The organism is Hydrogenophaga sp. (assembly GCF_048549895.1).
Lineage (GTDB): Bacteria > Pseudomonadota > Gammaproteobacteria > Burkholderiales > Burkholderiaceae_C > Hydrogenophaga.
Map to the genome: position 1 here is coordinate 1 of NZ_JBLYYB010000143.1, position 26,137 is coordinate 26,137.

At 59.0% G+C, this 26,137-nt stretch carries 25 protein-coding genes; 21 read left to right on the forward strand and 4 right to left on the reverse strand.

Features of this window, described 5'->3' with window-relative positions:
• The first annotated feature begins 857 nt into the window (after positions 1 to 857).
• Positions 858 to 1,550 (forward strand): hypothetical protein, encoded by a 693-nt coding sequence (locus ACN4F8_RS14525; RefSeq protein WP_159608832.1) that lies wholly within the window; start codon positions 858 to 860, stop codon positions 1,548 to 1,550.
• Positions 1,551 to 1,565: 15 nt separating this feature from the next.
• Complete coding sequence (locus ACN4F8_RS14530; protein ID WP_159608833.1) at positions 1,566 to 2,588, forward strand: ParB/RepB/Spo0J family partition protein; 1,023 nt, start codon at positions 1,566 to 1,568, stop codon at positions 2,586 to 2,588.
• Positions 2,589 to 2,762: 174 nt separating this feature from the next.
• On the opposite strand, the gene ACN4F8_RS14535 is transcribed toward ACN4F8_RS14530, so the two are convergent.
• Positions 2,763 to 2,984 (reverse strand): hypothetical protein, encoded by a 222-nt coding sequence (locus ACN4F8_RS14535; protein WP_159608834.1) that lies wholly within the window; start codon positions 2,982 to 2,984, stop codon positions 2,763 to 2,765.
• A 1,251-nt stretch (positions 2,985 to 4,235) separates the two neighbouring features.
• Here ACN4F8_RS14535 and trfA point away from each other — a divergent pair.
• Positions 4,236 to 5,282 (forward strand): plasmid replication initiator TrfA, encoded by a 1,047-nt coding sequence (gene trfA / locus ACN4F8_RS14540; protein WP_419474247.1) that lies wholly within the window; start codon positions 4,236 to 4,238, stop codon positions 5,280 to 5,282.
• Positions 5,283 to 5,753: 471 nt separating this feature from the next.
• A complete protein-coding gene (locus ACN4F8_RS14545; RefSeq protein WP_159608836.1) occupies positions 5,754 to 6,383 on the forward strand; it encodes a DUF429 domain-containing protein in 630 nt (209 codons plus the stop codon).
• Between the two features lie 48 nt (positions 6,384 to 6,431).
• On the opposite strand, the gene ACN4F8_RS14550 is transcribed toward ACN4F8_RS14545, so the two are convergent.
• Together ACN4F8_RS14550 and ACN4F8_RS14555 are read right to left on the reverse strand one after the other, a co-directional pair.
• On the reverse strand, positions 6,432 to 6,944 hold the full coding sequence (locus tag ACN4F8_RS14550; RefSeq protein ID WP_419474248.1) for a hypothetical protein: 513 nt from the start codon (positions 6,942 to 6,944) through the stop codon (positions 6,432 to 6,434).
• A 7-nt stretch (positions 6,945 to 6,951) separates the two neighbouring features.
• A complete protein-coding gene (locus tag ACN4F8_RS14555) occupies positions 6,952 to 7,875 on the reverse strand; it encodes a PD-(D/E)XK nuclease-like domain-containing protein (protein ID WP_419474249.1) in 924 nt (307 codons plus the stop codon).
• A 214-nt stretch (positions 7,876 to 8,089) separates the two neighbouring features.
• Here ACN4F8_RS14555 and ACN4F8_RS14560 point away from each other — a divergent pair, with 214 nt between their 5' ends.
• The 17 genes from ACN4F8_RS14560 to ACN4F8_RS14640 all read left to right on the forward strand — a co-directional run bounded on the left by ACN4F8_RS14560 (position 8,090) and on the right by ACN4F8_RS14640 (position 24,323).
• Positions 8,090 to 8,995 carry a hypothetical protein gene (locus tag ACN4F8_RS14560; RefSeq protein ID WP_419474250.1) on the forward strand — a complete coding sequence of 302 codons (906 nt, stop codon included), beginning with the start codon at positions 8,090 to 8,092 and terminating at the stop codon, positions 8,993 to 8,995.
• Positions 8,996 to 9,096: 101 nt separating this feature from the next.
• Complete coding sequence (locus tag ACN4F8_RS14565) at positions 9,097 to 10,173, forward strand: hypothetical protein (RefSeq protein ID WP_159608840.1); 1,077 nt, start codon at positions 9,097 to 9,099, stop codon at positions 10,171 to 10,173.
• Positions 10,170 to 11,222, forward strand: a complete 1,053-nt coding sequence (locus ACN4F8_RS14570; protein ID WP_305727085.1) for a hypothetical protein — start codon at positions 10,170 to 10,172, stop codon at positions 11,220 to 11,222. Before ACN4F8_RS14565 ends, ACN4F8_RS14570 begins: the two co-directional genes overlap by 4 nt.
• Positions 11,215 to 11,613, forward strand: a complete 399-nt coding sequence (locus ACN4F8_RS14575) for a bactofilin family protein (RefSeq protein ID WP_236574429.1) — start codon at positions 11,215 to 11,217, stop codon at positions 11,611 to 11,613. Before ACN4F8_RS14570 ends, ACN4F8_RS14575 begins: the two co-directional genes overlap by 8 nt.
• 14 nt (positions 11,614 to 11,627) lie before the next feature.
• Complete coding sequence (locus ACN4F8_RS14580) at positions 11,628 to 12,446, forward strand: hypothetical protein (protein WP_236574447.1); 819 nt, start codon at positions 11,628 to 11,630, stop codon at positions 12,444 to 12,446.
• A complete protein-coding gene (locus ACN4F8_RS14585) occupies positions 12,443 to 13,723 on the forward strand; it encodes a conjugal transfer protein TraB (protein WP_159608844.1) in 1,281 nt (426 codons plus the stop codon). Before ACN4F8_RS14580 ends, ACN4F8_RS14585 begins: the two co-directional genes overlap by 4 nt.
• A 197-nt stretch (positions 13,724 to 13,920) precedes the next feature.
• Entirely contained in the window at positions 13,921 to 15,675 is a 1,755-nt protein-coding gene (locus tag ACN4F8_RS14590) for a PRTRC system ParB family protein (protein WP_419474251.1), read from the forward strand.
• A 227-nt stretch (positions 15,676 to 15,902) separates the two neighbouring features.
• The gene (locus ACN4F8_RS14595) at positions 15,903 to 16,466 is read left to right on the forward strand and encodes a PRTRC system protein E (RefSeq protein ID WP_159608846.1); all 564 of its coding nucleotides are present in this window, start codon (positions 15,903 to 15,905) and stop codon (positions 16,464 to 16,466) included.
• Positions 16,467 to 16,480: 14 nt separating this feature from the next.
• Positions 16,481 to 16,891 carry a PRTRC system protein C gene (locus ACN4F8_RS14600; protein WP_236574430.1) on the forward strand — a complete coding sequence of 137 codons (411 nt, stop codon included), beginning with the start codon at positions 16,481 to 16,483 and terminating at the stop codon, positions 16,889 to 16,891.
• A 381-nt stretch (positions 16,892 to 17,272) separates the two neighbouring features.
• Positions 17,273 to 18,373 carry a PRTRC system protein F gene (locus tag ACN4F8_RS14605; protein ID WP_159608848.1) on the forward strand — a complete coding sequence of 367 codons (1,101 nt, stop codon included), beginning with the start codon at positions 17,273 to 17,275 and terminating at the stop codon, positions 18,371 to 18,373.
• A 4-nt stretch (positions 18,374 to 18,377) separates the two neighbouring features.
• Positions 18,378 to 19,136 carry a PRTRC system protein B gene (locus tag ACN4F8_RS14610; RefSeq protein ID WP_419474252.1) on the forward strand — a complete coding sequence of 253 codons (759 nt, stop codon included), beginning with the start codon at positions 18,378 to 18,380 and terminating at the stop codon, positions 19,134 to 19,136.
• Positions 19,136 to 19,762 (forward strand): PRTRC system protein A, encoded by a 627-nt coding sequence (locus tag ACN4F8_RS14615; protein WP_159608850.1) that lies wholly within the window; start codon positions 19,136 to 19,138, stop codon positions 19,760 to 19,762. The genes ACN4F8_RS14610 and ACN4F8_RS14615 overlap by 1 nt, the downstream gene beginning before the upstream one ends.
• Positions 19,759 to 20,628, forward strand: coding sequence for a PRTRC system ThiF family protein (locus tag ACN4F8_RS14620; protein WP_419474253.1), 870 nt, complete (start codon positions 19,759 to 19,761; stop codon positions 20,626 to 20,628). Before ACN4F8_RS14615 ends, ACN4F8_RS14620 begins: the two co-directional genes overlap by 4 nt.
• 764 nt (positions 20,629 to 21,392) lie before the next feature.
• Positions 21,393 to 21,995 carry a hypothetical protein gene (locus ACN4F8_RS14625; RefSeq protein WP_305727079.1) on the forward strand — a complete coding sequence of 201 codons (603 nt, stop codon included), beginning with the start codon at positions 21,393 to 21,395 and terminating at the stop codon, positions 21,993 to 21,995.
• A 70-nt stretch (positions 21,996 to 22,065) separates the two neighbouring features.
• Positions 22,066 to 22,680, forward strand: a complete 615-nt coding sequence (locus tag ACN4F8_RS14630) for a hypothetical protein (RefSeq protein WP_419474254.1) — start codon at positions 22,066 to 22,068, stop codon at positions 22,678 to 22,680.
• A 249-nt stretch (positions 22,681 to 22,929) separates the two neighbouring features.
• The gene (locus ACN4F8_RS14635) at positions 22,930 to 23,547 is read left to right on the forward strand and encodes a hypothetical protein (protein WP_419474255.1); all 618 of its coding nucleotides are present in this window, start codon (positions 22,930 to 22,932) and stop codon (positions 23,545 to 23,547) included.
• 8 nt (positions 23,548 to 23,555) lie between these two features.
• Positions 23,556 to 24,323 (forward strand): hypothetical protein, encoded by a 768-nt coding sequence (locus ACN4F8_RS14640; protein WP_419474256.1) that lies wholly within the window; start codon positions 23,556 to 23,558, stop codon positions 24,321 to 24,323.
• A 43-nt stretch (positions 24,324 to 24,366) separates the two neighbouring features.
• Here the strand turns inward: ACN4F8_RS14640 and ACN4F8_RS14645 are convergent, their stop codons facing one another.
• Entirely contained in the window at positions 24,367 to 25,941 is a 1,575-nt protein-coding gene (locus ACN4F8_RS14645) for a sensor histidine kinase (RefSeq protein ID WP_419474257.1), read from the reverse strand.
• Positions 25,942 to 26,137 lie beyond the last annotated feature (196 nt).

The window sequence follows — 26,137 nt, forward strand, 5'->3', positions numbered from 1 at the left end:
GGCCTGTGCCTGTGCCTGTGCCTGTGGCTGTGCCTGTGCCTGTGCCTGTGCCTGTGCCTGTGCCTGTGCCTGTGCCTGTGCCCAGAGCATGGCTCCGCCAGGATCAAAGCGGTCAGGGCGCATCGTTTCGAAAGGGTCTTGCACCTCGAGGCCCCGGTGATGATGGGGCACATTGCACTCGTATTCGGGGGGGTCAACTCATTCATCAGACCCCACTGGTGGCAAGGACCTCGGCGAACTCATCTGCAAGTGAAACCACGCCCCGACCCGAGTTGCCAAACACCCTAAGAGTCAAAAAGTTTCCCCGGGGAAACTTCCTTCGAGACTCACGACCGACCTAGAGACGCAAACCGTCAGGAACCACCCCACCAGTACGCGGTCACTCATCCACTGCATCAGCCAACAGAACAAATGAGGTCAGCACAGAAAAGTTTCCCCAGGGAAACTTCTTAGCCGCAATTGTGTTTCCAGCTGGGGCTCGCCTAAACTCGACGCCCGCCACGAAGCCCAGAAGCATCGGTGACCATTTATGGGAAGCCATAGGTGACCAACTATGGGATAACTCTGAGTGCATGACTTTGATCGCAAACAAGGTGGCTGGCTTCCCCTCAAAGTTTCCCCGGGGAAACCACTTGGGCAGGGAACTAACGTCTTGGTAAAACAGTGTCTCCGACAACGAGTCGAGGCCCGTGCCGATGCCTACAACCAACGGACTCCGCCGTACCCATAACTATCTTAGAAAAGTTTCAGTTATTCACTGGACGAACGATCACGGCGCCTTGACAATGGTAGCAAGTGGGATACCTTGAACATCACAGCGATACGTTGTTGTTATGCGCTGCAATATAGGAGTAAATATGATCATCATCATCGGCGCTGAAAAAGGCGGCGTTGGCAAGAGCCAAATCGCGTTCAACCTAGCTGCCTACATCGCCACGCATCAGACCGTCCCCGAAGGGAAAAAGAAGAGGGCGGCTCGTGTCATGCTGGTGGACACCGATACCCAGCGAACGTCATCCAAATGGGGCGCGCTGCGTGGGACCGACGGACCACTTCCGTTTCGCGTCATGGAGAAGACCTCCAATCCAGCGCCAGAGATCGTCGCCATTGCTCAGGATTACGACGCAATCGTGGTGGATGTGGGCGCGCGCGACTACGCTGGCCTCGCAGAGCTCGCGCGCATCGCTGACCTGTGGATTGCGCCAACCAGGGTGGGGCAGGGCGACCTGATGTCTTCGTTGGAAATGGCCACAGCCCTGAACACGGCCCACAGCAAACACAAAAACGGCCACATTCCCTTGTGCTTCTTGATCAACGCTGTGCCAGGCGCTTGGAACTCAACCGAGGGACAAGACGCCATTGAAGTGCTCCAGGCCGCTCTGCCGACCGGGAAGGTGCTCCAGAACTCGATCCGGGATCGGCGAGTCTGGCGCGATGCACACAAGCTCGGCCGCCACATTTTCGAGATGCCGCCAGCGGCGAGGGATAAGGCAGAGCAGGAGTTCCTTGCCGTCATCCAGGAGGCGTTCACGGCCTACCCGCAAACCTGATCGGAGTCGCACACCATGTCCAAGAAAATCAAACCCAACCTTAGCCTGGGCATCCGGCCCAACTCCGACGGCAACGCAATGCTCGACGCACTTGGCGCCGGTGCCAAGCCCACTGCCGTGCTGCTCGACACAGCGCCCGGCGCGAGCCCGATCACCGGCGAGGGACACCAGGCTGTCGCCTTCAACGTCAAGACTATGACGGTCAGTGACCTCAGGATCGGCTCTACCTACGAGCTGCCGCTGGCACTCCTGTCCCGCAGCGACAACAACGCCAGGGTCTACTACAACCCTGAAGAGATCGACGAAACGGCCGAGAGCATTGCACGCAACGGCCAAGAGGTGCCGGCGCTGGGCTACGTCAAGGGCGATACCGTGGTGATCGTGGACGGGCAAAAGCGTTTCAATGCCTGTGCTGACCGCAAGATCCCCACGCTGCGGGTAGTCATTCGAGAGGCTCCTGCCAGCGGGGCAGAAGAGTACGAGGCATCGCGTCGAATCAACATCGAGCGGAGCGCGCAAACCCCGTTCGATGACGCGGTGCGCTGGTCGGAGATGCTCACCAGGGGCGACTACAAGACGCAGGACGAGCTCGCCCAGCGTCTCGCTCTAACCCCTTCAACCGTGTCCAAAACGCTCGGACTCAACCGCATCCCGGTGCCATTGCGCAGGCTGATGATTGAACACCCTCAGACGGCCACCCTCGCAGTCGCCTACGAGATCAGCAACATCTTCGGCAAGGCCAGTGAGACGAACATGGATGAGCTGGAGGCCATCGCTGAGGACGTGGCCAACACAGTCATCAAGAAGGGCCTGGGCCGTGAGCAAACGATCGAGCTGGTGCGCTCCAAGATTGACGGACCGAAGACCCGTGTGAGGGGCGACAGCGTCCCGGTGAAGTACGGCCAACACAAGGGCGCCATCAAGATCGTTCCGTCCCGCGGCGAGTTCAGCATGAGCTTTCGTGGCCTGAGCGAGGAGGAGATTGAAGAACTCAAGCGCCGCGTTGAGTCCATCTTGGCTGGGCAGCAGGTTCTTTGACGCGGCACTGTGCCCACGTGCGGCCTGGCCCCTGATCGGCCAGGCCGCCGTTGTTTGGGGGTCGCAGACCGGTGCCAACTATTAGCGCTGCTGCACGCTTTGGTCGGGCGGTCACGAAGCTATGGGTGGTTTTGGGGTCGTATCCCCCATTGACGCGCTGTTTTCAACCAACTATTAGCTCTGGCGCACGATGCCAGAATCCAAAACCGTGATGTTGTTGAAATTAGCGACATTCAGCGATAGTAACCACTTACACCAACCGCCAGCACGCCTGTTTCGACCCTTTTTCGCGCTGCATATGCCGTGCTGCAGCGCTAGTAGTTCGGCATTCATGTCGCGATACCAGCCGTGCTGCAGCGCTAGTAGTTGGAGCCTTTGCCACAGTGCGGTTTTCATAGGGGAAAGGACGAACAAACCCCCTGGATCCCACACCCGTGCACCAGCGCTAATAGTTTCAGTTCGACGGCAACCGGTCGACCGGCCCAGCGCAACTGGCAACTGATAAATTGTTCGTGCTGTTCCGCTAGTAGTGCCTGCAGTCGAAGATCGCGCGCCACACCCTGCTCGATGATTCTTCCAGTGAGCTGCCCGGCCAACAACTCATTCGGGCCAATCCCAGCCTGCGACGTGCTGTTCCGCTAGTAGTGCAGCGACTGAGCGAGCAGTGATCGTGCTGCTGCGCTAGTAGTTCGCCGGTTGCGGCCAGCTAACTGCATGACACCGCCCAGACCTTCGGCTGAGCGCAATCCGCTATCGTGCTGTTCCGCTAGTACCCTTGACCATCTGTAGATCGCTCCCGTCGACCGGCTTCGCGCCATGGGTCGTGCCGTTCCGCTAGTAGTGGGCGGGGAAACAATCACCACTGGGCGATGGACGCCGCAGGGAACGTGCGCGGCGCGAGTGGTAATCGTGCTGCTCCGCTAGTACCTGCGTAGACCAGGAGGTCCCAACAGGCTCCCATGGAAAAGGGAAGACCGATCGTGCTGCTCCGCTAATAGTTGGTCACCGCTGCTCAGGGCATTCCTGAAGCCGACGTACAGACTGGAGCGTGCGTGCTGCTCCGCTAGTAGTTCATGAGCAGAGAGCAAAAGAGCGGTGCCAGGCTGTGCCGTGCGTGGGTGGCCGGTGCTGTCATATCGCTATCAACACCGCCAAATCGTGCTGTTGCGCTAATAGTCTGTGCGCACAAGCGGTGCAAACTGGGCTGGCCGCACAGAGTCCAGAAGGACGATGAGGCATGCTGCCAACAGGCGATCTGCAAAACGTGCTGCTCCGCTAATAGCTGAACGGCACGTTCACCACTGTGGATAAGTATCTGTGAAGCCATAGCGCAGTGCCACATCGCTAGTAGCGTGGTGCCATACCGCTAATAGCGGAGTGCTGTTGCGCTAGTAGCGAAGCAGCACACGAATCGACCTGCAGCCCGCATAAACACTGGTGTTGCGAGACCCTAAGTGTTTTGGAAGTCCTTATTAAATCTGTCTTTAGTCGGCGGCACCTGTGGAGAACACCACCATGTGAGCTAGCGCAGCGTTCTTTTTTTGAATGAAAAAGAAGCCGGGGATTTATCGTGCTGCTCCGCTAGTACCGTGCGTTGACCAACGCGATCTGACTCCGGTCTAATTGGAAAACTCTTCTGGAGCCTGCATGTCTGCAAAGCCAATTCCCAAAATCAACAACCTCGACTTTGAGCAACTGTCCCAGCTGGTGCCGAAGATCGGGCAGTCCGTGAAGAAGGTTGATCTGGCTGGCGAGGTTGTTGAACCTACTGAAACAAAGGCGCGGGTCAAACGGAGCAGGAGCTACGAAGAATCGCTTGAAGCTGTACGGGCCCGTTCGGCGGCGCTGCTCGAGAAGAAGCAGATCGATTTCGAAGCACGGGTGATGCAGGAGAGCTTCCCCTGGTGGGATGACGAACACCGAGGCGTCCCAAACCCGTTCATCCGTAGTGGCTTGTTCAGTGTCAGGACCACGACCAAGCGAGAGTACCTGCCCAACCTGCATGTCAGCAGTTTGAGCAACTACGAAATCAACTACACCGGGCAAGAGCTCCAGCAGGATGACCTGAGTGTCTGGCTCAGCTTGATCAATCTTGCACGCGACAACAAGATGTCAGACAAGGTCCGCTTCACGGGCTACCAGTTGGTTACCGACTTGGGCTGGCGAATGCACTCAGAGTCGTACACACGCGCAAAGGAGTCGATCGCTCGCTTGAAGGTTACAGGTATCAACATCACCTCAAAGGACAGCTCAGAGGGGTACAGTGGGTCGCTGATTCGAGAGTACGCATGGGCAGATGCCGACGACAACGGCAAGACCAAATGGATGGTGCGTTTTGAGCCTCGGGTGTCAGTTCTGTTCATGGACGACACGACCACCATGCTGGAATGGGAGACTCGCAAGCGCATCGGACCAAGAGCCGCTGTTGCAATGTGGCTCCATGCCTTCTACTCCAGCCACCGTGAACCCATTCCATTGGCAGTGAGCAAGCTGCATGAACTGTCCCAATCAGGGGCCCCACTCAGCACATTCCGCCGCAACCTCAAAACGGCGCTGGACAAGTTGGTGGATGTTGGTTTCCTCGAAGACTTCAAGATCGTGAACGACACGGTCTATTTGAAGAAGGCCGCCAGGATTAAAGCGGTGACCAGCTCGGCACCGCGCACTGTCAAACGGTTGACCACCAAGCGCTGACGTTGGGCGTCACGTCCGCCCGTATGGCGTGTCCATGCGAGGCCATCTTGCTTCCTGGAAAAAGTCACTTTTTGCTGCGACCGACAAAGCGTCGTTTCAGCACTTTGTTGCCTGCTGTTTCCACGGTCTTGTGAGGTTCGAGTTGTCTTGCCCTGCGTTCAACATGATCTAAACCGACAAGGAGTTGACTTGGACACAAAGCCCTCCAGCGAATGCAAATACGACGATGACGGGAATTATTTCTGTTCTGCATGCGACGCGCCACTCTACGAAGAGCACCTTCAAGATCACACGCGGCCTCGCGGTATGCCCTCTTGCTTGCAGTCCTGTACATGCGCTGAATGCGGCCACGTATGTTGCTGCACACGAGATGCGCCCAAGCCAAGACTCGAACCTATTGTCGAGGTCAAGAGCAAGCCGCCGCGCATGGGCTAGAACCGCGTTCTCTGTGACAGATCAGAAGCGGGATTTGTGCATTTCAATCATTCGAAGGCCGCCGTGCTGGTAGTTGGACTTGATCCTGGGGGTAACAACGCTTTTGGCTGGGTAATTGCCGCTGGCACATTTGCAGCACCTCGGTTCTTGTCCGGGGGTGTTTGCAGCAGCGCCCAGGCCGCCATCACGGAGGTCCAGAACAACCTCACTTGTGAAATGGCAGCTGTGGGAATCGATGCGCCACTCTTTTGGTCTTCCTCGGGCGACCGCCGCGCCGACGTTCACGTCCGAAGGCTGGTCTGCGCAGCTGGAGGCCAAGCAGGAACTGTCGGCCATGTGAACTCACTTCAAGGCGCGTGCTTGGTTCAGGGTGCGATAGCTGCACGGCTTGTGAATGAAAAATGGCCGGCTGCAGCAATCACTGAGGCACATCCCAAGGCCCTGTTGAGGGTCTGCTCCGATGTCCACGAATTCGCTGCCATTCAAGACCTGCAAGGCGAGGGACATCACATTCGCGATGCTGGACTTGGTGCGATCTCCGCGCTGGCCATGATTGAGAAACGTGCGTCCTGGCAGGATCTCGCAGCGACGGAACCTGAGCCGCTGTATCCCCTGGGGGTTCAGGTCGCCTACTGGTTTCCGCGACGGGCGGACCCTTCGCGCTGAGTACTCTCCACCTGTCAGCGGAATTGCAGCGGAGTGACGCCCACACGCTCACTTGCATGCAGAAAAGTTGCACAGATCCAGGTACCTGCTGAACTGGCCTGCAACGAGCCCTTCATGCACGCACCGCAACCCACCGACCGTGCCGGCCAGCTGCTCGTAGTGACCTGAGCTGACAGTCAGTCCAAACTGGGACCAAAACATTCGTCTAGCATGCTCCAGCCGCGTTTTCTGGTCCGTTGGATCGGAGGGGTTGGAGAGGATGCCCGAAACAGGGGCGTCTGGCTCGTAGGTTTTTTGCAGCACTTGCACTGCCAAGTTAACGGCGAAAGTGCCAAAGCCTCGGCGGTGCAATTTGCTGCCGTATCCGTTGCCAGTCAGGTCACCGAAGCGGGCGGACTGGTGCTGAAGAGGTACCCACAGGCGCAGGCAGGGGGTTGCATCTTTACTCTTCCACCAAACGTCCACGTCCAATTTGTAGCCTGGTTGGAAGTCGAGGCGCACGCGAACTTGATCATTTGTGCCACCTTCCCAGGAGTAGCAACCGGCATTCATGGGGAACATGACCATTTCAGACCGTTGCGCCCTGCATCCAGGCACGGCTGGGCGTGTACTGGTGCCAGTGATCCAGTTCAATCTCGCCTTCGCTACTCAGGTCCGGCCAATGGTCCGTCAGGGTGCACGCCTTGTAGATGGACAGGCACTCCTGAAACTTCTTCGCGCCATTGGTGAGGAATGACTCGCTAGCCGTCAGGCGATGGATGGAATGGGGCGCGCTCGTCTCTGCCGCCAGAAACACAAAGGGCTTGGGTGTGGCGCTTCCCTCGTAGAGCGAACGGCCCATCGAATACATGAACGCCTGAAGGTCGTAGTCCATTTCAACCGCGTCACGCCCGAACTTGGCGACTGTTCCGTGCCGTGTTGACTTGAGATCCAGAGTCATGTCGGGATGGTAGATGTCGGGCCGGATGCGCAGCTTCAAGCCAGTCGTGGGCTCAGTGAAGTAGATGCTGACCTCGGTAAGTGCCTCTTCCAAGAACAGACCGATCTTGCGACCCTTGAAAGTCGTCTCCTGCACCTTGGCAGCCAACGCGCGCGCCTCGGAGAACGTGGGCTCATCAACGACCAGCTTGAGCACATTGGCTTCGAGGAAGCTCTTGTAGGCACGGTCACGGCCGTTGCCAATACCAGGGTACACCGCGACTTCCTGACCGGCGAGGTGGGGCTGCAGAAGCAGCAGGTGCAGCAGTGACCCAAAGTCCTTGGCGCTACTGGATGTGTACTGTTGAACGAGCGCGGTCTTGAAATGGGCTGGCGAAATCAGGAGAGGCTTTAGCAACGAACAGCTGAGTGATTCGCGGCCCGCGTGATACACGTGCGCCGGCAAGTCCTTGTACAGGAAGGAGCCGGGGGAGAACCCAGCGGTGGCTTGCTCTTCCTGAGTGGCAACAGCGGCCATGGTCAGGGCGTCTGCGAAGTCGGTGAAAGTGTCCATGTGTCTGCGTGCTCTCTGGTGTTCTGCGCCTGCGCGTGTGCGGGCTTCGATCTATGAAAACACGCCGCGCTCTGTTGTCAAGGCCGTGTTGTGCAAAAACGCACAAAAGATATCGAACTGGTTCGCGTCAACGACTGGTTTTCCAGTGACTGGGGACCTTGAAGGTCGAAATCGACGTGATACCTTAATCAGGCAAGCCATCCAACAACAACCCATGACACAGACCAACATTCAGCACGCACCCGGCATGAACACTCTTCGTCCCCTTGACGCCAACCTCTGGCAGTCGCAACTGGATGAAGCGATCCGTAGTAGCAACGACGCGCAGATGTGGGACCTGGTGCGCCAACAGGGCGACCAGGAAGAGGCGCACGAGATCGTCGCTACCCGTCTTTCGCGACTGGCATTCCGTATCGACAACAAGTCGCGATATTCCGAACTGTTCCTCATGCCTCTCATCGACCATGCAGGTTGCGTGGTGGACAACGCCGATGCGTGGAAAAGGGCCAGTCACCCCATCGGCGAAGCTCTTGACCAGTGGCTTCCGGCCAAGTCCTCCAAGATCATCTTCAATGGCGTTCGCCCATTCGATTGGGTTGGTACGTGGCAGTCGAAGATCATTCGAAGTCATCTCCACCGTGCGGTGCCAGGATACGAACAAGTGCGGTTGACCACTGTCGCCGAGAAAATCCTGCTACCTGAAAACGCCCCGCGCCTGGGGTTCGTCAGCATGGTCCTGACGAGTCAACTCGGTTGGCTCTCTATGGGGCAGGCCACAACATTGCGAGATAAGCGACTTCGCGATGTTGTACGTTTCTCGCTTCAAGGTGAGGATGACACTCCGCCTTGCACCGTGCTCGCTCCTGATCGCGTTCAGTTCGCTGTCACGGATGGTGTTTGCGTTTGGCTCAACGAGCTTCACCAGGTGGTCCCCATCACCGGCTGGATGGTCGGCCTGGTACCGACGACCCCCGATGTCGTGAAGATTACGCTGAGCTTGGCAGACGAAAACGAGGGCCTGACTCAGTTCACTGTGCGCAGGCATCAGATTGGGTTACGCGGTTTGGACGACATCCTTTGCGTGCTCAACGACATCGCTCCATGTATGGAGTCACTGTAGGATGGCGCAACGCCTAAAAAGCCCTCGAAGCGCCCTTGACATACGAGCGCCGCGTGTTTTGATGTTTTGAAGCACCCCATCACTCACGTAGCCAACACACCATGAATCTCAATCGCATCTCCATCGCACCCTTTGTTCAGGGCGTCATTCGCGTCGACGTGGATGGCGAAGCTGACACGCTCAAGACCAGCCCGAACATGGTCATCTGCGCTCGCACGCATCTGCCTGTCGAGGCTGGCGCCCCCAAACTCGCGCCGCATCCCATTCAGGCGAAGGTGTTGGAGTCGGTGGTGGCCAACAAGGAGGCGGGCAAAGTCGTGGAAGTGCCTATCACCATGTTCTTCAACAAAGCAGAGAACGGCATTGGCATCCAGTACAAAGCCTATGACCGCGAGAAGGGGACCCCCTTGTGCGCAGGCGACGGCAAAACTGCGCATCGCTTGGCCACGGCGCCAGACCAGACCCAGACGCTCATCGAGGTGGCTTGTCCAGGCGCAGAAACCTGTGCCTTCGCCAACAGCGAAGCCGCGGCCTGCCGCCGTCAGGTGAAGATGGTCGTCCAGATCGTTGGGCAGGATGACCCGTTGAGTGTGTTCGAGGTCCGCTCGGGCTCATTGAACAACTACCGCACGCTTGCAGCGCAACTCAAGATCGTGGAACGCCGCTATGGTGGTCTGCGCCATGTGCCTTTGAAGCTCACGATGTGGCAGGCCAGCAATCAAGCCAGCAACTATGAGGCGTTTGATCTCATGCGATTGAGCATCGGCGCACCAACCGAAGCGCAGGCGATGGAACAAGCAAAAAAGGCTCGCGAACAGGTGGCGGCTGACGGCCTGGTCGACGACATGGACGATTTGTTCATCACTGGCGATGAGCGCCCCACCTTCGCCGAACTCATGGCTGATGACTTTCAGATGGTGCGCGACTTCTACGAAGAGTCGCCGGTTCGCCCGAACGCCGTCAAGCACAGCGGTCGCTCACCAGTGCGTGCGGCCGCAATCATGGATGGAGGCGTGAGCATGGCCAGCAGCATGATCGCGGACGCACTTCGAAACGCAAACAATGCCAGCGCTGCAGAACACGCCGCAAGCGTGCCTCCGGTCGCCAGCCAGGTGGCGGTGCCTGTCGCTTCAGAAGAGCCTGTTCTGGATGCAATCGGAGAGGGGACGTTCCTGTGAGCCAAGCTGACATCACTCGCCTGGTGGTGGGCGAGCCCATCACCATCGCCCTCGGGCAACCAGTAGGGCAGGCCCTCGCCGGCGCACGCGACCTTGGTTCCGGCGATCTGTCCAAAACACTGCGCTGGAGCGACGGAAAGTGGATGGGACAAGAGAGCCTGCTGGACAAGTTCACCCGAGCAAAGCGCTCAGACAAGTTGGTGATCAAGCCTCTGGGGGCCGCATCCGAGTCGAGCGCGTTGATCGTGGTACCGCCCAAGGTTGCGGCCATCGGCGCAGCTATCCTGGTGGCAAGCGCCGCTTTGGTAGTGGCTACCTTCGCCGGCATCGGCCCGTTCGTCGCGACCGCTCCTGAGCCAGTGGTTGAGGCGGAACAGCCTCTGCCCTTCGCCCCGCCTTCTGAGCCTTCCCCGGTACGCAGCATCAACGAACCGTTCGGCACCACGCCTGCAGGCCAGACCGGTCTCAGCATCATCCAGCAGGTCGACGGCGCGGGGCCTGGACCGAGCGTTGCGCCGCTTCCATTCGACGGCCCCAGCCCGACCATGCCGCTGGTGGCCAGCGTTCCAGATGCGCCTCCAATGAGGCTTGCACCGACAAAGGTTGCACCCTCACCACCTGATCGGTCTGCGAGTGCGAGAGAGCCGGACAAGGACAAGGCCGGCAAAGAAGACGAGCCCAAGCGCAACCGCGCCGTGATCCTTGATGAAGGCCCGGACCTCAACCAGAAGCCAGCCAGCAAACCCACAACGGCGGCAAAACCCGAAGCCACAGCTGCAGCGACAGTGGCCAAGCCAGCAACATCTCCCGCGGTCCCACAAGTTGCTGCGACAGCGCCGGCTGTGCCCGCACCTCCTGCACTCAAGCCCTCAGCTGGTTTGGTCGCCATCACCCCAGATGGGAAGGCGGCGTTGTTTACCAACCCGTCAACGCGGCTGCCTCAGCAATTCAAGGTGGGCGACAAGTTGCCCTCGGGTGAAACCATCAAATCGATCGATGCCTCGAACGGCAAGGTCACAACCGCAACGAAGGAGTACGGTCTTGACTGATCGCATCAACAAAGAAGAAATCGTGATTGACCCGGTGGCGATGAAGATCGTCAACCGGATCGCTCCTGGCTCAAAGTTCAGCGGCACACTGGAGTGCTCTGGAGGGCTGTTTGTCGAAGGTGAGTTCAGCGGCACGGCCATCGTCACAGGTGGCCCACTGGTGCTGATGCAAACCGGTGTGATGCGTGGCTCCATCAACTGTGATCAGAACGCGTTCCTCTTCGGTGAGATTGGCGCGTTGGAGAACGGTGATCTGAGCGAGCTGGAATGTCACGGCGCAGCCTTCATGACTGAAACGCTTCGTGCCAAGGCCAACATCACTGCAGGTTCCTTCAAGTCATACGATGGTTTTGAGGTCGAGGGCCGAATCAAGACCATCAAGCGCAGCTGAGCGCTAGCGTGGCCATGCAGCAGATATCCGCTCGATGGGTGCGACAAGTCCTCGCTGACCGGGGCATCACTGCGCCAGGTCTCCACCAACTGGAGTGGTATATCGCCGATCTGGATGGCAATGGAGTGGAGGCACTCCAGAAGCTCCTGCGCAGCATCCAGATCGGGGTGGAAAGCACGCTCGACCTGCAGGCCTTTCTGGAGCGGGTACATGCCATCGTTGTGCCTGAACAGGCCGGCAAAGGTGCAGAGACGCCATCCGCTGCTGCGCCCCTTCCTTTTGCTCGCGATCGCGCGAAGCCAGCGAAAACCGCTCAGTCCGCCTCTCGCCCACCCGTTGAGCGTCTTTGGGTGCGTGATCACGGTGTGCACATCTATGGCGGTAAGGCGGCCATGAAAGTTGAGTTGGACACGCTGCGCTCCGACGTAGAGGAAGCGGTTCGCTACACGGTGCAGGTTGAGATGGCCGGCGCCACCGCGCCTCGCACTTACGACTGGACGAAGAAGATTGCTTTTCAGTTCACTCGAAGGGAGTTGCCGCTGCTGGCTGTCCGGTTGCTGGGGTACTCCGCTGGTCCGCTGCGCCTCACGAACCATGGCCCGGACCATGACAAGCAGATCGAGATTCGCGACCAAGGGGACTCAATGTTTGTGGTCATGAAGCAGGGCGCGCGAACACTCGCTCTTCCCGTGGAGCCAGCCGATGTTTACCAGTGGCTTGCCATCGCCCTGGTGGCGCTCCAGAAAAACCACCCCGAGCTTGACGGCACGCTGTTGCTGGAGATGGTCAAGCGCACTGGCCAGATAGTGGCCACACCGAGGAACGAAGCATGAGCACATACAGCATTGGTTCGCGGACGCTGTTTATCGACGCGCAGCACAGCCAGGGAGCCGTGGCGATATCGATGGCACTTCTGGCCTTCCTGCTGGGTGTTGGCCTGGGCTGGGCAGGATGGGGTGAGGGCAGGGCGCCGGCATTGGCCGCAATGCTGCCACTGGTGGTGGCGCTATCCCGCACACGCGCGCAGGCATTCATGGTTGCCGCGGGCTACTCTGTGGGAGTTTTGCGTGAGGTACCGGCCTTCATCTCCAGCTGGTTCGATGGCGACCTGCGTATTGGTGCCGGTGCACTGTTGGCCTACGCGTTGATTGGGGGGGTGACCTGGTGCCTTGGCTTTAGCCGATCCCCCAAACCATGGCGCGGTGCACTGGCCGTCTGCATAGGGTGGACAGTCGCATTGCTGCCCCCCGTTACCATCGGCATTGCCGGGCATCCAGTCATCGCATGGGGCACACTGGCTCCGGGCTGGGGGTGGGTAGGCGTTGCCTTGAGCGTGGCTGTGCCGGCCGCTCTGGTCTACCTTCTGCGTGCTTATCGAACGGCGGCCAGGTATCAAGCCGCTTTGCTGGTTGCCCTAGCAGCGCTCCTTGCAACAGTCGGGCTCTTGCGCGATGAGTCCCACTCAAGCTACGCAGGTTCTGCGGTGGGTGTCACCACGCAATGGGGAAAGACCAGCGGCAAGATCGATGATGTCCTCGACCGGGTCAGCAGCATGGGCGCCATGGCCAAGACGCTGGCTGCAGAATCCCGAGTCACCACGGTGCTCTGGCCTGAGTCCATTGTTGGCGAATACAACCCAGCCCTGTACCCGGTGCTGAACATCGAACTGCTCAAGCCCGCGCGCGCGTCTGGGCAGACGCATATCGTTGGCATGGACCTGCCCTTGAAGGACAAGCGCTTCGAAAACGCAGCGGTGGCTTTCTACCCGGACGGCCGCAGTTCTCGCGTGGTAGCCCGTCAGCCCGCGCCAGTGTCGCTCTGGCGCCCATGGGACCCGGTTGGTTCCTTCACAGCAGACTGGCAGGGCGTCAACGTTCTGGCGCTGGGCGGTGGGCTTCGAGGTGCGGTGATCTTCTGCTACGAGGAATACCTGCCTGCGCTCTACTTGATCAACGAGGCTCGCGACGATTTCGAGGTCTACGTCGCAATGACGAATACCTGGGCTGCAGAAAGCGAACTTGCCTCGCTTATCCAGACGAAACACTCGCTGGGCATGGCAAGGCTGTTCGGTCGCCCGTACCTCAAGGCAGAGAATCGACCAGCCCTGTAGCTTCGGAGTGGTGCTTGACTGGATCGCCCCCGAACTGGCCGATCTGAATTGCCGGTCTGGGGGATTCGACCTAGAATCCGACCAGCTTCTCACCCTGTGAGGACTGCGCGTCTTGTGCGCGCCATCACCTGTCAAACCCTTCGGGATTCCAACGAGTCCCTTAGCGGTCCGTGGAATCCCATTTTTTTGGAAATTCCATGGAAAACACCCAACCTCAAGCGAAGCTCAGCGAACTCATCCTTGCATCGCAAGTGAAAGAGGGCTTCAACTATCGTCGCCGCTACAACGCGGAGAAGATGATCAGTCTGCGTGCCAGCATCAAAGCCAATGGCCTGATGGCTCCGATCACTGTTCGTGCGCTCGAGGGCGGCGGGTACCAGCTCATCGCTGGCGGCCGTCGCTATCGTGCATTCGTCGAAGAGTTCGGTGCAGATGCGCAGATCCCTGCCAACGTGAGCATCATGACCGACGCGGAAGCGACGGCTGCGATGTTGACCGAGAACAAGGAACGCGAAGATCCCTCGATCATCGAAGACGCCGAAGGTGCTGCCCGCATGCTGGGGCTGTGCAACGGAGACCGCGAGGAAGCAGCGCGCCGCCTGGGTTGGACTCGCAGCCTTCTTGACCGCCGACTGGCTGTCATGAACGCGATTCAGCCCGTGCGCGACGCCTACATCGACGACAAGATCAATGTGGGCCACGTCGAGATCCTCGCGGCATTGCGCCGTGAGGTCCAGGAGAAGGTCATCCAGGCCCTCCTGAAGTCGCCAACGAAGATCACAGTGGAGCAGCTCAAGGCCATGGCCGAGCAGTCCCTGCAGAATCTGGAAGCGGCCATTTTCGATCGTGCCGAATGCGGTTCGTGCCAGTACAACACCGGCAACCAGCAGGCGTTGTTCGAAGCTTCGTTCAGCGGCACCCGCTGCACGAACAAGGAGTGCTTCGGCACCAAAACCGAGGGTGAGCTCGAAGCTCGCTCGAAGGCTCTGTCCGAGACCTACCAGGTCGTGCGAATCGTGCGACCAGGCGACAACTCCACGGTCCTGCCGCTGCGAGTCGATGGTGCGCGCGGTGTTGGTGCTGAACAGGCGCTGGCCTGCCGCACTTGTGCTGACTTCGGTGCGTGCGTGAGCGCTGTGCCGGACAAGCTGGGCAATGCGTACAAGGACGTGTGCTTTAACAAGTCATGCAACGACGACAAGGTGGCAATCAACGCCGCAGCCTTGAAGGCCGAGCAGGATGCCAAAACCGCAGCCGCGGCACCAGACAAAGCCGGTGTCGAAGCTGGAACGACCACGACAGCGGGCGAGGGTGCGAAAGCGCCTGCAGCTGCTGGTGGTGCCAAGGTCAAACAGAATGCTTCGGCACCTGTGAAGCCAACGGCAAGTTCCGAGCAGCGCAGCGTCGTCAAAGAGTACCGCGAGAAGATCTGGCGCGATATTTTCCTCCGTGCGGCCACCAAGCTGGACGTGATGAAAAGCCGCTCATTGCTGGTGGCAGAACTTCTGCACCGCCCGAGCGACATGGACGCCAGCGGCGCACGCGAAGCCATCTCCAAGGCCCTGGGTCTGGAAACGCTTGCGGGAACCTCCACCCACGATCTGCTGACATCCATCCTCGGGTTGGACCAGCAAGGCCTGGGAACTGCCCTGCAGCACCTCGCCGCAAACGTGAGTCGCAACGCTGCGATCAACGACGTTGTTGGTTACATGACCGCTCTCGACATCAACATCGAGAAGTTCTGGAAAGTCAACGAAACATTGCTCGATGTCTTGACCAAAACCGAGATCGACGCCGTGTGCGTTGAACTGGGGTTGGACAAGGCGATGGGCAAGACCTACGCGAGCCTGAAGAACGGCTCGAAGAAGGACTTCGTAGCGGCCGTTCTGACCGTGAAAGACTTTCAGTACATCGGCGCCGTCCCGGTTTTGATGCGCTGGAAGAAGAAGTAAAGGGGATGGAGGCTTCGGCCTTCATTCCGGCCCTGGCGGCATCTCAGCGCGTTATTCGCTGGTGGTGCCGAGCTTCAAACGAACAAAACCAGACTGCCGAAAGGTGGTCGTGATTCACGAGAGATCGTGATCCTGCAGACCTGAGACATTTCGTCTCGACATCAACCTCCCACGGGAATCACCTTCCCGTGGGGGAGGTGGTTTCTGTGCATTCCTTAGAGAATCACATGAAATTCATCGAACAATTCGCATCTCTGATCGCCGCCGGCGTTGCCGTTCAACTGAAGCTTTCCGCTCATGGTGAGAACGAAATCCAGCTGGACATCATTCCGGTTGCGAAGACCAACAAGGCAGGCATCCTGCTCACGCCCAAAGCCCTCATCGGCACTGCGCAAGAGCTCGACGACAACCTGCCGGCGTTCCTGGCCACCTACATCACCACTCAGTCCAGCATCAACACGCTGATCGAAGAGTCGGAGCGTGAACTGGCCACGGCCCAGGCTGCTGCGAAAGCAGCGACTGAAGCTGCCAAGAGCACGTCAAACAAGTCGGCCTCCACGCCGGCGCGCAAGGTTGCGCCCTCGGGCAAGCCTGGTGCACCAGCAAAGGTCCGTGACATGAGCGCGGGCATGCTGGATGAAGACGATACGGACGAAGGCACTGGCAGTGACGGAGAAGGCTCCGCAAGCTCCGAGGCCTCTGGCGGCGGCGAGGCGGAAGAACTTGCTGAAGCGGGTGCAACTGGGAGCGCTACGGCGAACACCGGTGGCCTGGACGCTTCGCTGTTCTGAAGGGAAGCATGACCATGAAAACGATCACGCTTACCCGCAAGTTCACCTACAACTCGCTGACCTTGCCCGACCCCAACGTGGGTATGTCAACGGATGCTGTGAAAGAGTTCTACGCTCTGCAGTATCCGGAACTCAACAACGCATTGATTGAAGGCCCTGTCACAGCCAATGGTGTGATGACCTATCAGTTCTTGCGAGCAGCAGGCGCGAAGGGCCGTGCCCCTGTGGCGGTCAAGACGGAAGGCAGCGATGCCCGCGCGGTCTTGAACCTCGCCATGGGTGGTGATGGTGCTTCGAGCACGATGCCCACGGACGAAGAACTGGCCGACCAGGCTCGTTTCAGTCGTGCCCTGGGTGCTGTGGTCCGCTCCAAAGGCGGTCGTGCAGTGAGCTTGCCATCCGCATCCTTCGGGATCTGGGGCTGAGCGAAAAGCAACTTTTAAGTCGCCTCGGGGGATCGTCCCTCGGGGCGATTTCCTTTTGGTGCTTGCCGTGGTTGACCCTGCGCCCGGTGCGGCCCAGACACATGAACTCCACTTCGGACCCCCGCCGCGTTTCGCGCTGCGGGGGTTTCGTCGTTGGGGGCTACATGCCGCGATGGCCTTGCTTCGGTAGCCACGACATGGCACGCGCACGCAACGGCGCACAAGCGGCCTGTTTGCTTTGACGCATTGGATGGCACCGGGCAAAATTGCCGGGACTTCGCCCTTGCGCGACTTCGTGCTGCGTTTAACCGCAGTGCCTCAATCAACCCATCGGGAACCCGCTTCCCGTAGGGATCGTGGGTTCTCACATTCGGAGAATCCATGGAAACAGCAGAAATCAGGCCTGCGCGCTCTCAAGCACGCAGCCTTCCTTCCCTGCCCGAGATCTCATCCGAGGTCCCGGCCTCGCTTCAACGGGCCAACACCCGCTCTCAGATCCTTGCGCGCCTCGTCCTGGCAGCAGAAGCCCACGGGCTGAAGTTGCCTGGCGGCCCGTTTGCGCAAGTGAACGACGTGCTGACCCAGCAATGGGCCCAGTACTGCGATGCAGTCTCTCCTGAACTGGGAAGGCTGTTGCTGGGTGAGCCAGAAATCCTCGTCAGTGATGATTTGCTGGATGTCGTGATCAACGCGCGTCCTGACATCAACACGTTCTTCATGAAGGCCGTGGTTGAGACGCTTGAAAAGGTGGCTGCAGGGTTGGGTTGGTTTGTCGTGTCTGTGCTGCAAAGCGCACGCGGCTCCGGCTTCGCCTTCTATGACCTGACGGTCGTGAGCTACCACCTCGAGTCCCGCTTCTGGGATCTGGATGAGTTCACCGATGAATGCTATGCGAGCCACCTCCTCATGGAGGAGGGCGATCGCGAGTACGGTGACGATTCCAAACCGACAGAAGACGATATGGCCAGGCTGCGTGAGCAGTACCAGTTCTGGCCCTCGCAGATCTTGGAAGCAGCCGGTGGTCATGACGTCTTGCTCGGCGGCGTTGTCGCTGCCAAAGACAGCAAGAAGCCGCGCGTGGCGCCTATGAAGCCCAGCGCGGTTCACAAGTGGATCAAGGCGAACTCAGACCATGCCCAGCTGGAGTGTGTGAAGGCGGCGCTTGCGCTGCAAAAGCACCTGTCGAAGAAAGAGGCCACGGCGCTCATCTTCGATTCCGGCCCGGATGACACCCAAGCCGTCGGCGGCATGTGTTTTCTTGCATGGGAAGACCCTCAAATGGTCTGGGAGTCAGCCAACCACGCAGAGGAATACGCCTACAACGGCGGCGACGTCATGGAAGCAGTGGCGCGCAAAACACTTCAACTTGACAAAGAACTCACCGACGGCGACTTGTCGCAGCTGGTGGTCGAACTCAAGGCATACATCAACGGATGGCATCTGTTCGAGAGACTGATGTCGCACTTCCCTCAACAGGAATGACAACATGGACTTCAAAGTCAACAGCGTTGGCGCCGACTACAAGTTGGCGCACGCACTTCTGGTGTACCAAAGCTCACAGGACGGACGCGCGTACGTGACAAAGCATCCCGTTGCGTTGTCTGAAGGGCGTCCAGTGGTCCGACCAGGTCGTCCTCTAACGGAGGGCGACTTCAAGGATCTCGTGGAAGGCCTCAAGCCAAAAGATCGCCCAGCGATTCAATGGCAAGACCCCCGCGTCCTCGCAAAGGGCATGGGTCGCATGATCTGGTGGACGGCGCCTACAAAACGGGCAATGTTCTTCAAGGAAAGCACCTTCGCCTCTGGCACCTTCGAAGGCAATGCGGTCTGTCCCAATCCTGGGCTGATCTTCATGTCCACCGATACAGAGTTGTACGTCTTCGCCTTCCGGGGCGACGGCGCACCAACACAAGAAACGCACCTCTGCCAAGCTCCATTTTTCAATGTGTGGTCGCAGGGAAAAGTCTGTGTCGGCAACGCCCGCGTCCCAAACGACGATCAAAAGGGTGACCCAAGCGCGTGGGAGCGGTTCTTCTTTGGATCACTGTTCACACACCCCAACTTCACCGAGAAGGACCGGCTGACCAAAGGCGTTTCGCCGGTCAAGTTCTGGCAGAGCCAGGTGAAAAAGCCCACCAACGCCTTCCCCGAGAAGGTGCTGGTGGATATCAACATCAAGGTCGCTGATCTGCTCAAGCTCGATTTCTTCGAGCGAAAGCATGTTCGCGCTCAAGGAGAGTTCTGATGAACGATTTCGATAAAGCCATTGCGGAAGCGTTTCCGCTGGTGGCGGCCCCCAAAAAGGAGCCGTTGGATGCACGTGTTGGAAGCGGCATCCGCTACGTCGTCGGCTCCAACGGGCTTGCGCGCGAAGTGATGCTGCCGTTCATGCGTGTGGTGCACATGGTGTCCGGTTTCGGTCCAAAGGTGAACCTGCCCTACGGGGCAGTGGAGCCGGTGGCTGAGATGTGGTTCGAGGGTATCCCCCGCGAGCTCATCCGTGAGTTCAAACAAGCCGCCATCGATGCGCTGCCCAACGAGGTGGCCGGTGCGTTCATCTGGGATGAGTGCAGCAACGACTTCCGTTTTGCCAAACGAGAGACGCTTGTCGCCAATGGCGGCTACGTCTCGTACCGTGAAGTGAAGCTGGAACAAGGTGAGCACTTGGTGGTGGACGTGCACAGTCACGCATCGCATCCAGCGTTCTTTTCGTCTACGGATGACAAGGATGACAACGGGTCCATGAAGTTCAGCCTCGTGCTGGGCAACGTGGATACACCCAGCGTGAGTTCTGCTTTTCGCCTGAACCTTGCCGGGTACACATTCCCGGCGAGCATCGATGCAGATGGAAACGTGGAGGTGAAGCTGTGAACCAAGAAGCGATCCACCTGCTCGACGGCAAGTTGATGACCCGTGCCATTCAAGTGCTCCTCGTGGGCGCCGGCGGAACTGGTAGTCGAATGCTGGAGAAGCTGGTTGCGTTGCACCGCGCTCTGCGAGCCAAGGGGCACCCCTTTGGCCTGCAGGTGCTGGTCATCGATCCTGACACGGTGTCACCCGCCAACATCGGCCGCCAAGCCTTCTACCCCGGAGACTGCGGCAGTTACAAGTGCGACGTGCTCGTGAACCGAGCCAACATGGCGCTGGAAGATGTGCAGTGGGATAGCGAGCCAGCCAAGCTGGACACGCGTTCTGCGCTGGACAAATTTGACCTGGTGATCGGAGCGGTGGACAACCGCGCTGCCCGCCTGGCCATCCTGCGTGGTTTGGAGAACACGGTCAGCGGAACAAGGTATTGGCTTGACACTGGGAACAGATCGCACGACGGCCAAGTGGTGATCGGTCAAGTGACCTCGCGCAAGCGGGCGACCGATGACCTGAACCGCCTGCCGCACATCGCAGAGTTCTACCCCGAGCTCATCGACCCATCGGCTGAGGACAAGGACAACACACCCTCGTGTTCCCTTGCCGAAGCCTTGGAGAAGCAGAGCCTGTTCATCAACACCACCGTGTCCGACTTCGCAGCCAACCTGCTGTGGATGCTGTTCACGGAGGGGCGGTTGGACACTCAAGGGGCGTTCATCAACCTCAAACGGATGATGGTCACCCCTTTGCGAGTCGACCGTGACGTGTGGGCGCGATTTGACATCGTTCGCGATGGCAAGCGTCACAAGGTGGTGAGGCCCTCGTTGAAGGCCAAACGACTGAAGAAGCAAGAGGCAGCGGAAGTTGCTTGATCTGCAACCCCCGTATTGGGGCAACATGGAAGGCTCGGGCATTTTGCTCGGGCCTTTTTTTATGGGCAACCTCCGCTGTTGCCTTCGATCTATCCGTTGTGCGGAGCATCCGCTGGCATTTGCAAAAGCGCGATCTGTAACAAATACTTTCATGCGCAAAGCGACTTCGATTGTCCCTCTCGGCAACCGGTCGCTGCCCGATGATGTCCACAAATGCGGAACACCCCCCACCAGTCCTACCCTTCGGCCCCTTCCGGCTCTGCTGCAGGCCTACTCAAGGGTGAGCCCAAGCTTGATCGCCAGCGGCTGTTGTCCAGCGAGTTGCTTCTGAGATACCTCGAACAGGGCCTGATCACACAGGAGACCTTCGATCGGCAAGCGCGCCAGATCGAGGAACTGGGGTGCGTCGTGGAATTCATGGGCGCAAGGGGGCGGTCTCAGGTCCATTTGTTGGGCTGAAGCTGCCAGGGAGAGGCTTCACTGGACGAAGGCGAGGTCCCCCACCGATCAAGGCGCGACATTTGTCACGTATGTGCCGGGAATAGTGCGTTCTTGTACTTCAGAACCTCTCCGACCCATAGAGCTGCGGGCAAGTCCGCCGATAGATTCCGTAACTCAAACTGTGCCGGTCAAGCAGGGTTTAAGTCGTGAAACATGCGACGGGGCTGCGCTCCACGTGGGCTTCTAACTCGGGCGGTGAATCGCACGCAAATTCCCTGCGCATGGGCGCAGTAGCGGAAGTACACAGAGGCGATTGAGAAATAATGATGACAGCGCAGATGGAGGGGGCTACCAAAGGTAGTCTGCACGTACCGACGTACGAAAGAGCAGTCCGTGCTGAAAACGTCAAGGCGATGTTCCGTCGTTGGCGCATTGCTCAGAGCACTGAGTTGGTGGACCAGCGCGTCATTGCCCGCTGGTTCCCTGGCCAGCGCAATCTGCTGGAACTCCTCGCCGTGCTGGCTGAGGAAGAGGTCATGAAGTTGGCCGACTGTTCCCTCCCCCTCTTTTCCCTATTGATCCACCCCAGTCTGATGCCCGCGACATCGGCTCCGTTGGTGCAACCCGGCGAATTTGAGGCCGCCAACCGACATGAGGCGTTCATGGCTCTCGCATCGCGCGTTGACAGCATCAAAACCTCGTTTGCCGAGGGGTGTGTCCTCTATGACTTGGCACTGCCCGATGCAGTGCATATCCGGCGTTTTGGTCCGCATGAGCTTTGGGACATCGCAGCCAACCCCGGCTTGGTGATGTTTCCTGTTGCCAGCGACCATTACTTCGAGGTGGCCGCTACCCGCGACCTGTCCTCGTCCCAGAAATCGCAGCTCATGACCATGAGCAAGCGATCGAAGAACAGCATTCACTGACACTTCAACCTTGGATATGACAATGATGAACTCGGCTGGCCGCGCGCTCGCATCCTCAGGACACAAGCGAGTGCTCTTCGAAGACCAGGATGCGGATGATCGATTCGAGGCGCTCATCGCCCTGACTTCACGCACCAAGCTGATCGTCAAGCTGCTCGGCACCGATGTGGCCGAGCAACGGATCAAGGAGGAAATGGATCGTCGGCTGGGTCAGTACGGCATCAAGGTCAAACGCCCTCGCGGATTGGGGCAGACCACGGCGGCAAAGACGTTTCTTGACAGCGCAGCAGAGCGTTTTGAGGCCGCCTACCTGATGGCCTTGCATTTCGGCTCAAGGGGCATCGGTGAATATGCCGTGGTGGAGACAAATTTCGGCCGGGCGCTGGACACGATGATTGAGGTCTACAACCACTATCGTAGAACGGTGCCGCCAGTCGGGGACTCGATGCGCATTCCCTTCGAGACCTATGCACTCTTGGTCGAGGGATTGCAAAGCCGTGAAATCGAAGTTCGTCAGTGCGGCGCGTGCAACACGAAGCACCCCGTGGTCAACCATCATCAAGGTCCAGTGCATTGTCCCGCCTGCTCCACGCAGGATCTGCGCATGGATGAGGTGCGCGCAGACGTTCAGTTTCGCATCACCGCCTACCGCCAATCGCGCAATCAGATCCCCAAGTTCGGGTGATCGTTTGCCCTATGGGGCAAAACGGAGCCGTTGGCCCCGGGCCTTGGCCGGCGCTAAGTAGAAGAATGGAGGGATGCTCCAAACGTGGAACGCCATCCCATTGCTCCAACTCCGGACGATCCCGTTCTGCAGCGGCTCTCCCTCGAGCGCACTTGTCTTTCACTCACGCCTGGAATCAGGTCGACTGCATGACTGCAGTCGTCAAGCCCAGGTGTTGGCCAAGAACTTCTTGCGAAAGCTGCTCTCGTCATGAACCAAATCGTGTCATTGCAAACGGCGCGCGTCCGCAGCGCCGTGCATCTCCAGCCAGGCAGTGGTACCGAACACTGGACGCGCCGGGAACTCGAACGATCCGACCCCGAACAGTGGGTCTTCGATGCGATTGCCGGACTGCCACATGAGGACTTCGCCCTTGCATGCTGGTCCCAGCAACCCAACCTCAGAAAGGCGGCGGTCAAGCTGGCCTCCTACATTACCCCTCGGTGGCCAACTGAAGATGGCTCCTCCTTGCTGGCGCACTCCATTGGCGAAGCGGTGAAGCGAGCAAAGGCGGCAGTGGACAACGGGGAAGTGTTCACGGGCCGTTTCGTTGGCGTGTACCTATACGGACTGACACTGCACGCCCGGGACGTCGCGCGCCTTTCCATCAAGGGTGTCGATCGCTTCGGTGTACTTGAACACTGGCGGCCATTTTCTGAACCTCTGCAGCCGTGGGCATCGCGCCTGGGCGTCGACACGCTGATTGCCGAGACAGTTGCACCCGGCCCAACGGAGGCGACGGTAGAGGGCATCCGATCCCACATGATCGTCCGCGTCTCGGACCCTATCGACACCGGCTACCTGCTCAAGCATGCCGCACAAGGCTGAGCAAAGCGATGACGATCATGAGTCCTGACTTTCATCCGGTTGTGCATGGATTGAGCATGCGCCGTGCGCCACGCCACAACCTGGTGTCCAGTTTCAACAAGCACAAGTACCTCCTTGCCAGCGTATTCCAGGTTCTACTGGAAGAACGAGGGCTGGGAGCACTCACCGGTCCAGCTGTTGTCCTTCGCGTGGTGCACGCACATTCGCAGTTGGAAGCGGAGGCAGATGAATCGGGCAACGACTTCACGACGTCGAGCATGATGGGAGAGTTGCTTGGAGGGGAGAGCTACGAACCCCGGCCGTTCGCACTTTCGGTCCTGGCATCGTTGCCATCAATGGCTGTGAGTGGCCCTGTGGCCAGCGACCTCCTGTGCTTGGCACCCCTCGATCTAGACCGCTCGTGCGCCTTCTCGTCGCAGGAAGAGATCGATCACAGCATCCTGCACCTTGTGTGGGCCCCCTGTGATTTGGAGGGTACGGTGCTTGTCCTCAGCTGCAATGCTGGCGATCAGTTTGTCCTCCACATGAACGTTGCAGGTCGATGGCACCGTGCACAAGATGGCGAGGCGGCACGAGCTCTGCGACGCGACGTAACCTCCAGAAAAAGTAAGGCCATGAAGCACCCTGGTCCAGTGCTCGGCGAGAGCCTGCAGGAGGTCTACAGATCCCTGGACTCGGTCGCTCGCCGTTTCGACAACATCGTGGTCCGAGCTGCCGTGCGCGAACTCCAGAATCACGAAGCTATTGAGTCTGACTTCCGGGGTATCTGGGCCTGAGCTTGTTCAAGTTGTGCACGCCGAGGGAAGCGGCGGCCACGTCCTAGCTTCGTGACTCCACTGGGAGCTTGAAATACACGGCGCACCCATGGCCGGGCGTGCTGTCGGCCCAGATGCTTCCGTTGTGACGCTGAACTATCCTCTGACTCAACGCCAAGCCTGCACCGTATCCCTCAAAATCCAGCGAATGATGCTGCCTCTGGAACATGAGGAACAGGTTTCTCGCCTTGGCCACATCAAATCCCACGCCGTTGTCCACGACGAAAAAGACGGTGGAGCCATCGCTTTCCGTTCGGCTGCCGATCTCGATTTCGGCTCGATCAACCTGGCGCGTGAACTTGACCGCGTTATCCAACAAGTGCACGAACAGGTCTGCGACCATCCCTTCGTCCGCAAAAATCTGCGGCAGATCTGCGTGGACATTCCAAGAGATTTCTCGCCCTGGGTTCGCGGTGGTGAGTCGATCGATGACTCCGTCCAATGTGGCCTGCAGCTGCAGCGGAGCAGGATGGAGATCAACTCGACCGAGGCGGGAATAGGTCAGGAGGCTCTCGATCATGCCGTTGAGGTAAGTGGAGGAGCGCTTCAGGCCATCGCGATAGTGTCGAATCTCTTCACTCGCTTCCTCGCCCAGTTCCTCGGCAATGAGGCCGGCGAACGTGTTGATGTGGCGCAGTGGTCCTCGCAAGTCGTGCGTGATTGAGTGCGTGAAGATGTCCAGATCCTTGTTGGGAACCGTGTACTGGCGCACGCGCGCCTTGACGCGCCGGTCCAGCTCAGCATTGAGGTCATTCATGACCCGGTCCAGATCCTTCATGGCAGTCATATCGCGCGTGATGCATGACAGGCCTTCAAGCTCCCCGTTTTCTCCCCGCAGCGCGGTGATGAGTGTCTGGCCCCAGAAGGCGTCGGTCCCGACGCGAAGGCGCCAGCCGTGGTACTCCCACTGCCCCCGGTCGACGGCAAGGCGAATGGCGTCCTCGATGCTGATTTCCTCTGGCTCGCCCGCACGCGGAGCTGCCAGGTCACCAAAAGACATCCTGGCGGCTTGGTCGTGGGTGAACCCGTGCAGGCGGTGCGCACTCTCGCTCCATTCAGTGATGTGGCCTGAAGCGTCAATGAAGTAGATGCATGAATCCTGAAGCGCGTCGATCATGAGCGCGTATCGACGCTTCGCCGTGAGCAGTTCGCTTGAGCGTTGGCCAACCCGTTCTTCTACCTCGCTGAGGTCCTGAAGGGTTGTGAGAACTGCGGCGACATCACCTCCAGTTGAGCGGATGGCCACCGAAGAGGCCTGTAGGGGCAGCGCCGTGCCATCGGACCGATCCATCGTGATGTAAGCCGGCGCAGGGACAGCACCTTCCAGGGCCATCTGCAGCTGTCCTTTGAGGTTCTCGAATGACAGTGGCTGATGCCCGTTGGAGGGGCCGCTGGAGGGCGTGGGTTCAAGGCCCATGCCCACATGGTTGTTCAGCCAGCGCAGTAGGGTCGGGTTGACCTTGAGCAGTTCGCCCTTTGGTCCAAACAACAGCATCCCGCAAGGTGCGATGTCAAACAGTGGGCCTACCAGCTGATCGGATATCTGAGGTGCACCTGCGTGCGAGTCATTTGGTGACATGGTGTTGTTGAGTTCTTGTTGTCCGACTGCGTTCGCAGCCACGCGCACAACCGACCTTGGTGTTCTTTTGAACGTTCCCTCCCCAAGGCCCGCGGTCCATCTGTTGGATGGAGCTTCCGTTGCATCGAGGCTCGCGAGTAGGCGAGCGCCGATACAGATGCGCATGAACGACCATACCAGCAGGCAGCGATGCTCC

What these genes read in the sequence shown, in the direction of transcription:
- ACN4F8_RS14525 (WP_159608832.1), top strand. Translation starts at nt 858, where the DNA reads ATGATCATCATCATCGGCGCTGAAAAAGGCGGCGTTGGCAAGAGCCAA.
- ACN4F8_RS14530 (WP_159608833.1), top strand. Translation starts at nt 1,566, where the DNA reads ATGTCCAAGAAAATCAAACCCAACCTTAGCCTGGGCATCCGGCCCAAC.
- ACN4F8_RS14535 (WP_159608834.1), bottom strand. Translation starts at nt 2,984, where the DNA reads ATGAAAACCGCACTGTGGCAAAGGCTCCAACTACTAGCGCTGCAGCAC.
- trfA (WP_419474247.1), top strand. Translation starts at nt 4,236, where the DNA reads ATGTCTGCAAAGCCAATTCCCAAAATCAACAACCTCGACTTTGAGCAA.
- ACN4F8_RS14550 (WP_419474248.1), bottom strand. Translation starts at nt 6,944, where the DNA reads ATGTTCCCCATGAATGCCGGTTGCTACTCCTGGGAAGGTGGCACAAAT.
- ACN4F8_RS14555 (WP_419474249.1), bottom strand. Translation starts at nt 7,875, where the DNA reads ATGGACACTTTCACCGACTTCGCAGACGCCCTGACCATGGCCGCTGTT.
- ACN4F8_RS14560 (WP_419474250.1), top strand. Translation starts at nt 8,090, where the DNA reads ATGACACAGACCAACATTCAGCACGCACCCGGCATGAACACTCTTCGT.
- ACN4F8_RS14565 (WP_159608840.1), top strand. Translation starts at nt 9,097, where the DNA reads ATGAATCTCAATCGCATCTCCATCGCACCCTTTGTTCAGGGCGTCATT.
- ACN4F8_RS14580 (WP_236574447.1), top strand. Translation starts at nt 11,628, where the DNA reads ATGCAGCAGATATCCGCTCGATGGGTGCGACAAGTCCTCGCTGACCGG.
- ACN4F8_RS14585 (WP_159608844.1), top strand. Translation starts at nt 12,443, where the DNA reads ATGAGCACATACAGCATTGGTTCGCGGACGCTGTTTATCGACGCGCAG.
- ACN4F8_RS14590 (WP_419474251.1), top strand. Translation starts at nt 13,921, where the DNA reads ATGGAAAACACCCAACCTCAAGCGAAGCTCAGCGAACTCATCCTTGCA.
- ACN4F8_RS14595 (WP_159608846.1), top strand. Translation starts at nt 15,903, where the DNA reads ATGAAATTCATCGAACAATTCGCATCTCTGATCGCCGCCGGCGTTGCC.
- ACN4F8_RS14600 (WP_236574430.1), top strand. Translation starts at nt 16,481, where the DNA reads ATGAAAACGATCACGCTTACCCGCAAGTTCACCTACAACTCGCTGACC.
- ACN4F8_RS14605 (WP_159608848.1), top strand. Translation starts at nt 17,273, where the DNA reads ATGGAAACAGCAGAAATCAGGCCTGCGCGCTCTCAAGCACGCAGCCTT.
- ACN4F8_RS14610 (WP_419474252.1), top strand. Translation starts at nt 18,378, where the DNA reads ATGGACTTCAAAGTCAACAGCGTTGGCGCCGACTACAAGTTGGCGCAC.
- ACN4F8_RS14615 (WP_159608850.1), top strand. Translation starts at nt 19,136, where the DNA reads ATGAACGATTTCGATAAAGCCATTGCGGAAGCGTTTCCGCTGGTGGCG.
- ACN4F8_RS14625 (WP_305727079.1), top strand. Translation starts at nt 21,393, where the DNA reads ATGATGACAGCGCAGATGGAGGGGGCTACCAAAGGTAGTCTGCACGTA.
- ACN4F8_RS14635 (WP_419474255.1), top strand. Translation starts at nt 22,930, where the DNA reads ATGAACCAAATCGTGTCATTGCAAACGGCGCGCGTCCGCAGCGCCGTG.
- ACN4F8_RS14640 (WP_419474256.1), top strand. Translation starts at nt 23,556, where the DNA reads ATGACGATCATGAGTCCTGACTTTCATCCGGTTGTGCATGGATTGAGC.
- ACN4F8_RS14645 (WP_419474257.1), bottom strand. Translation starts at nt 25,941, where the DNA reads ATGTCACCAAATGACTCGCACGCAGGTGCACCTCAGATATCCGATCAG.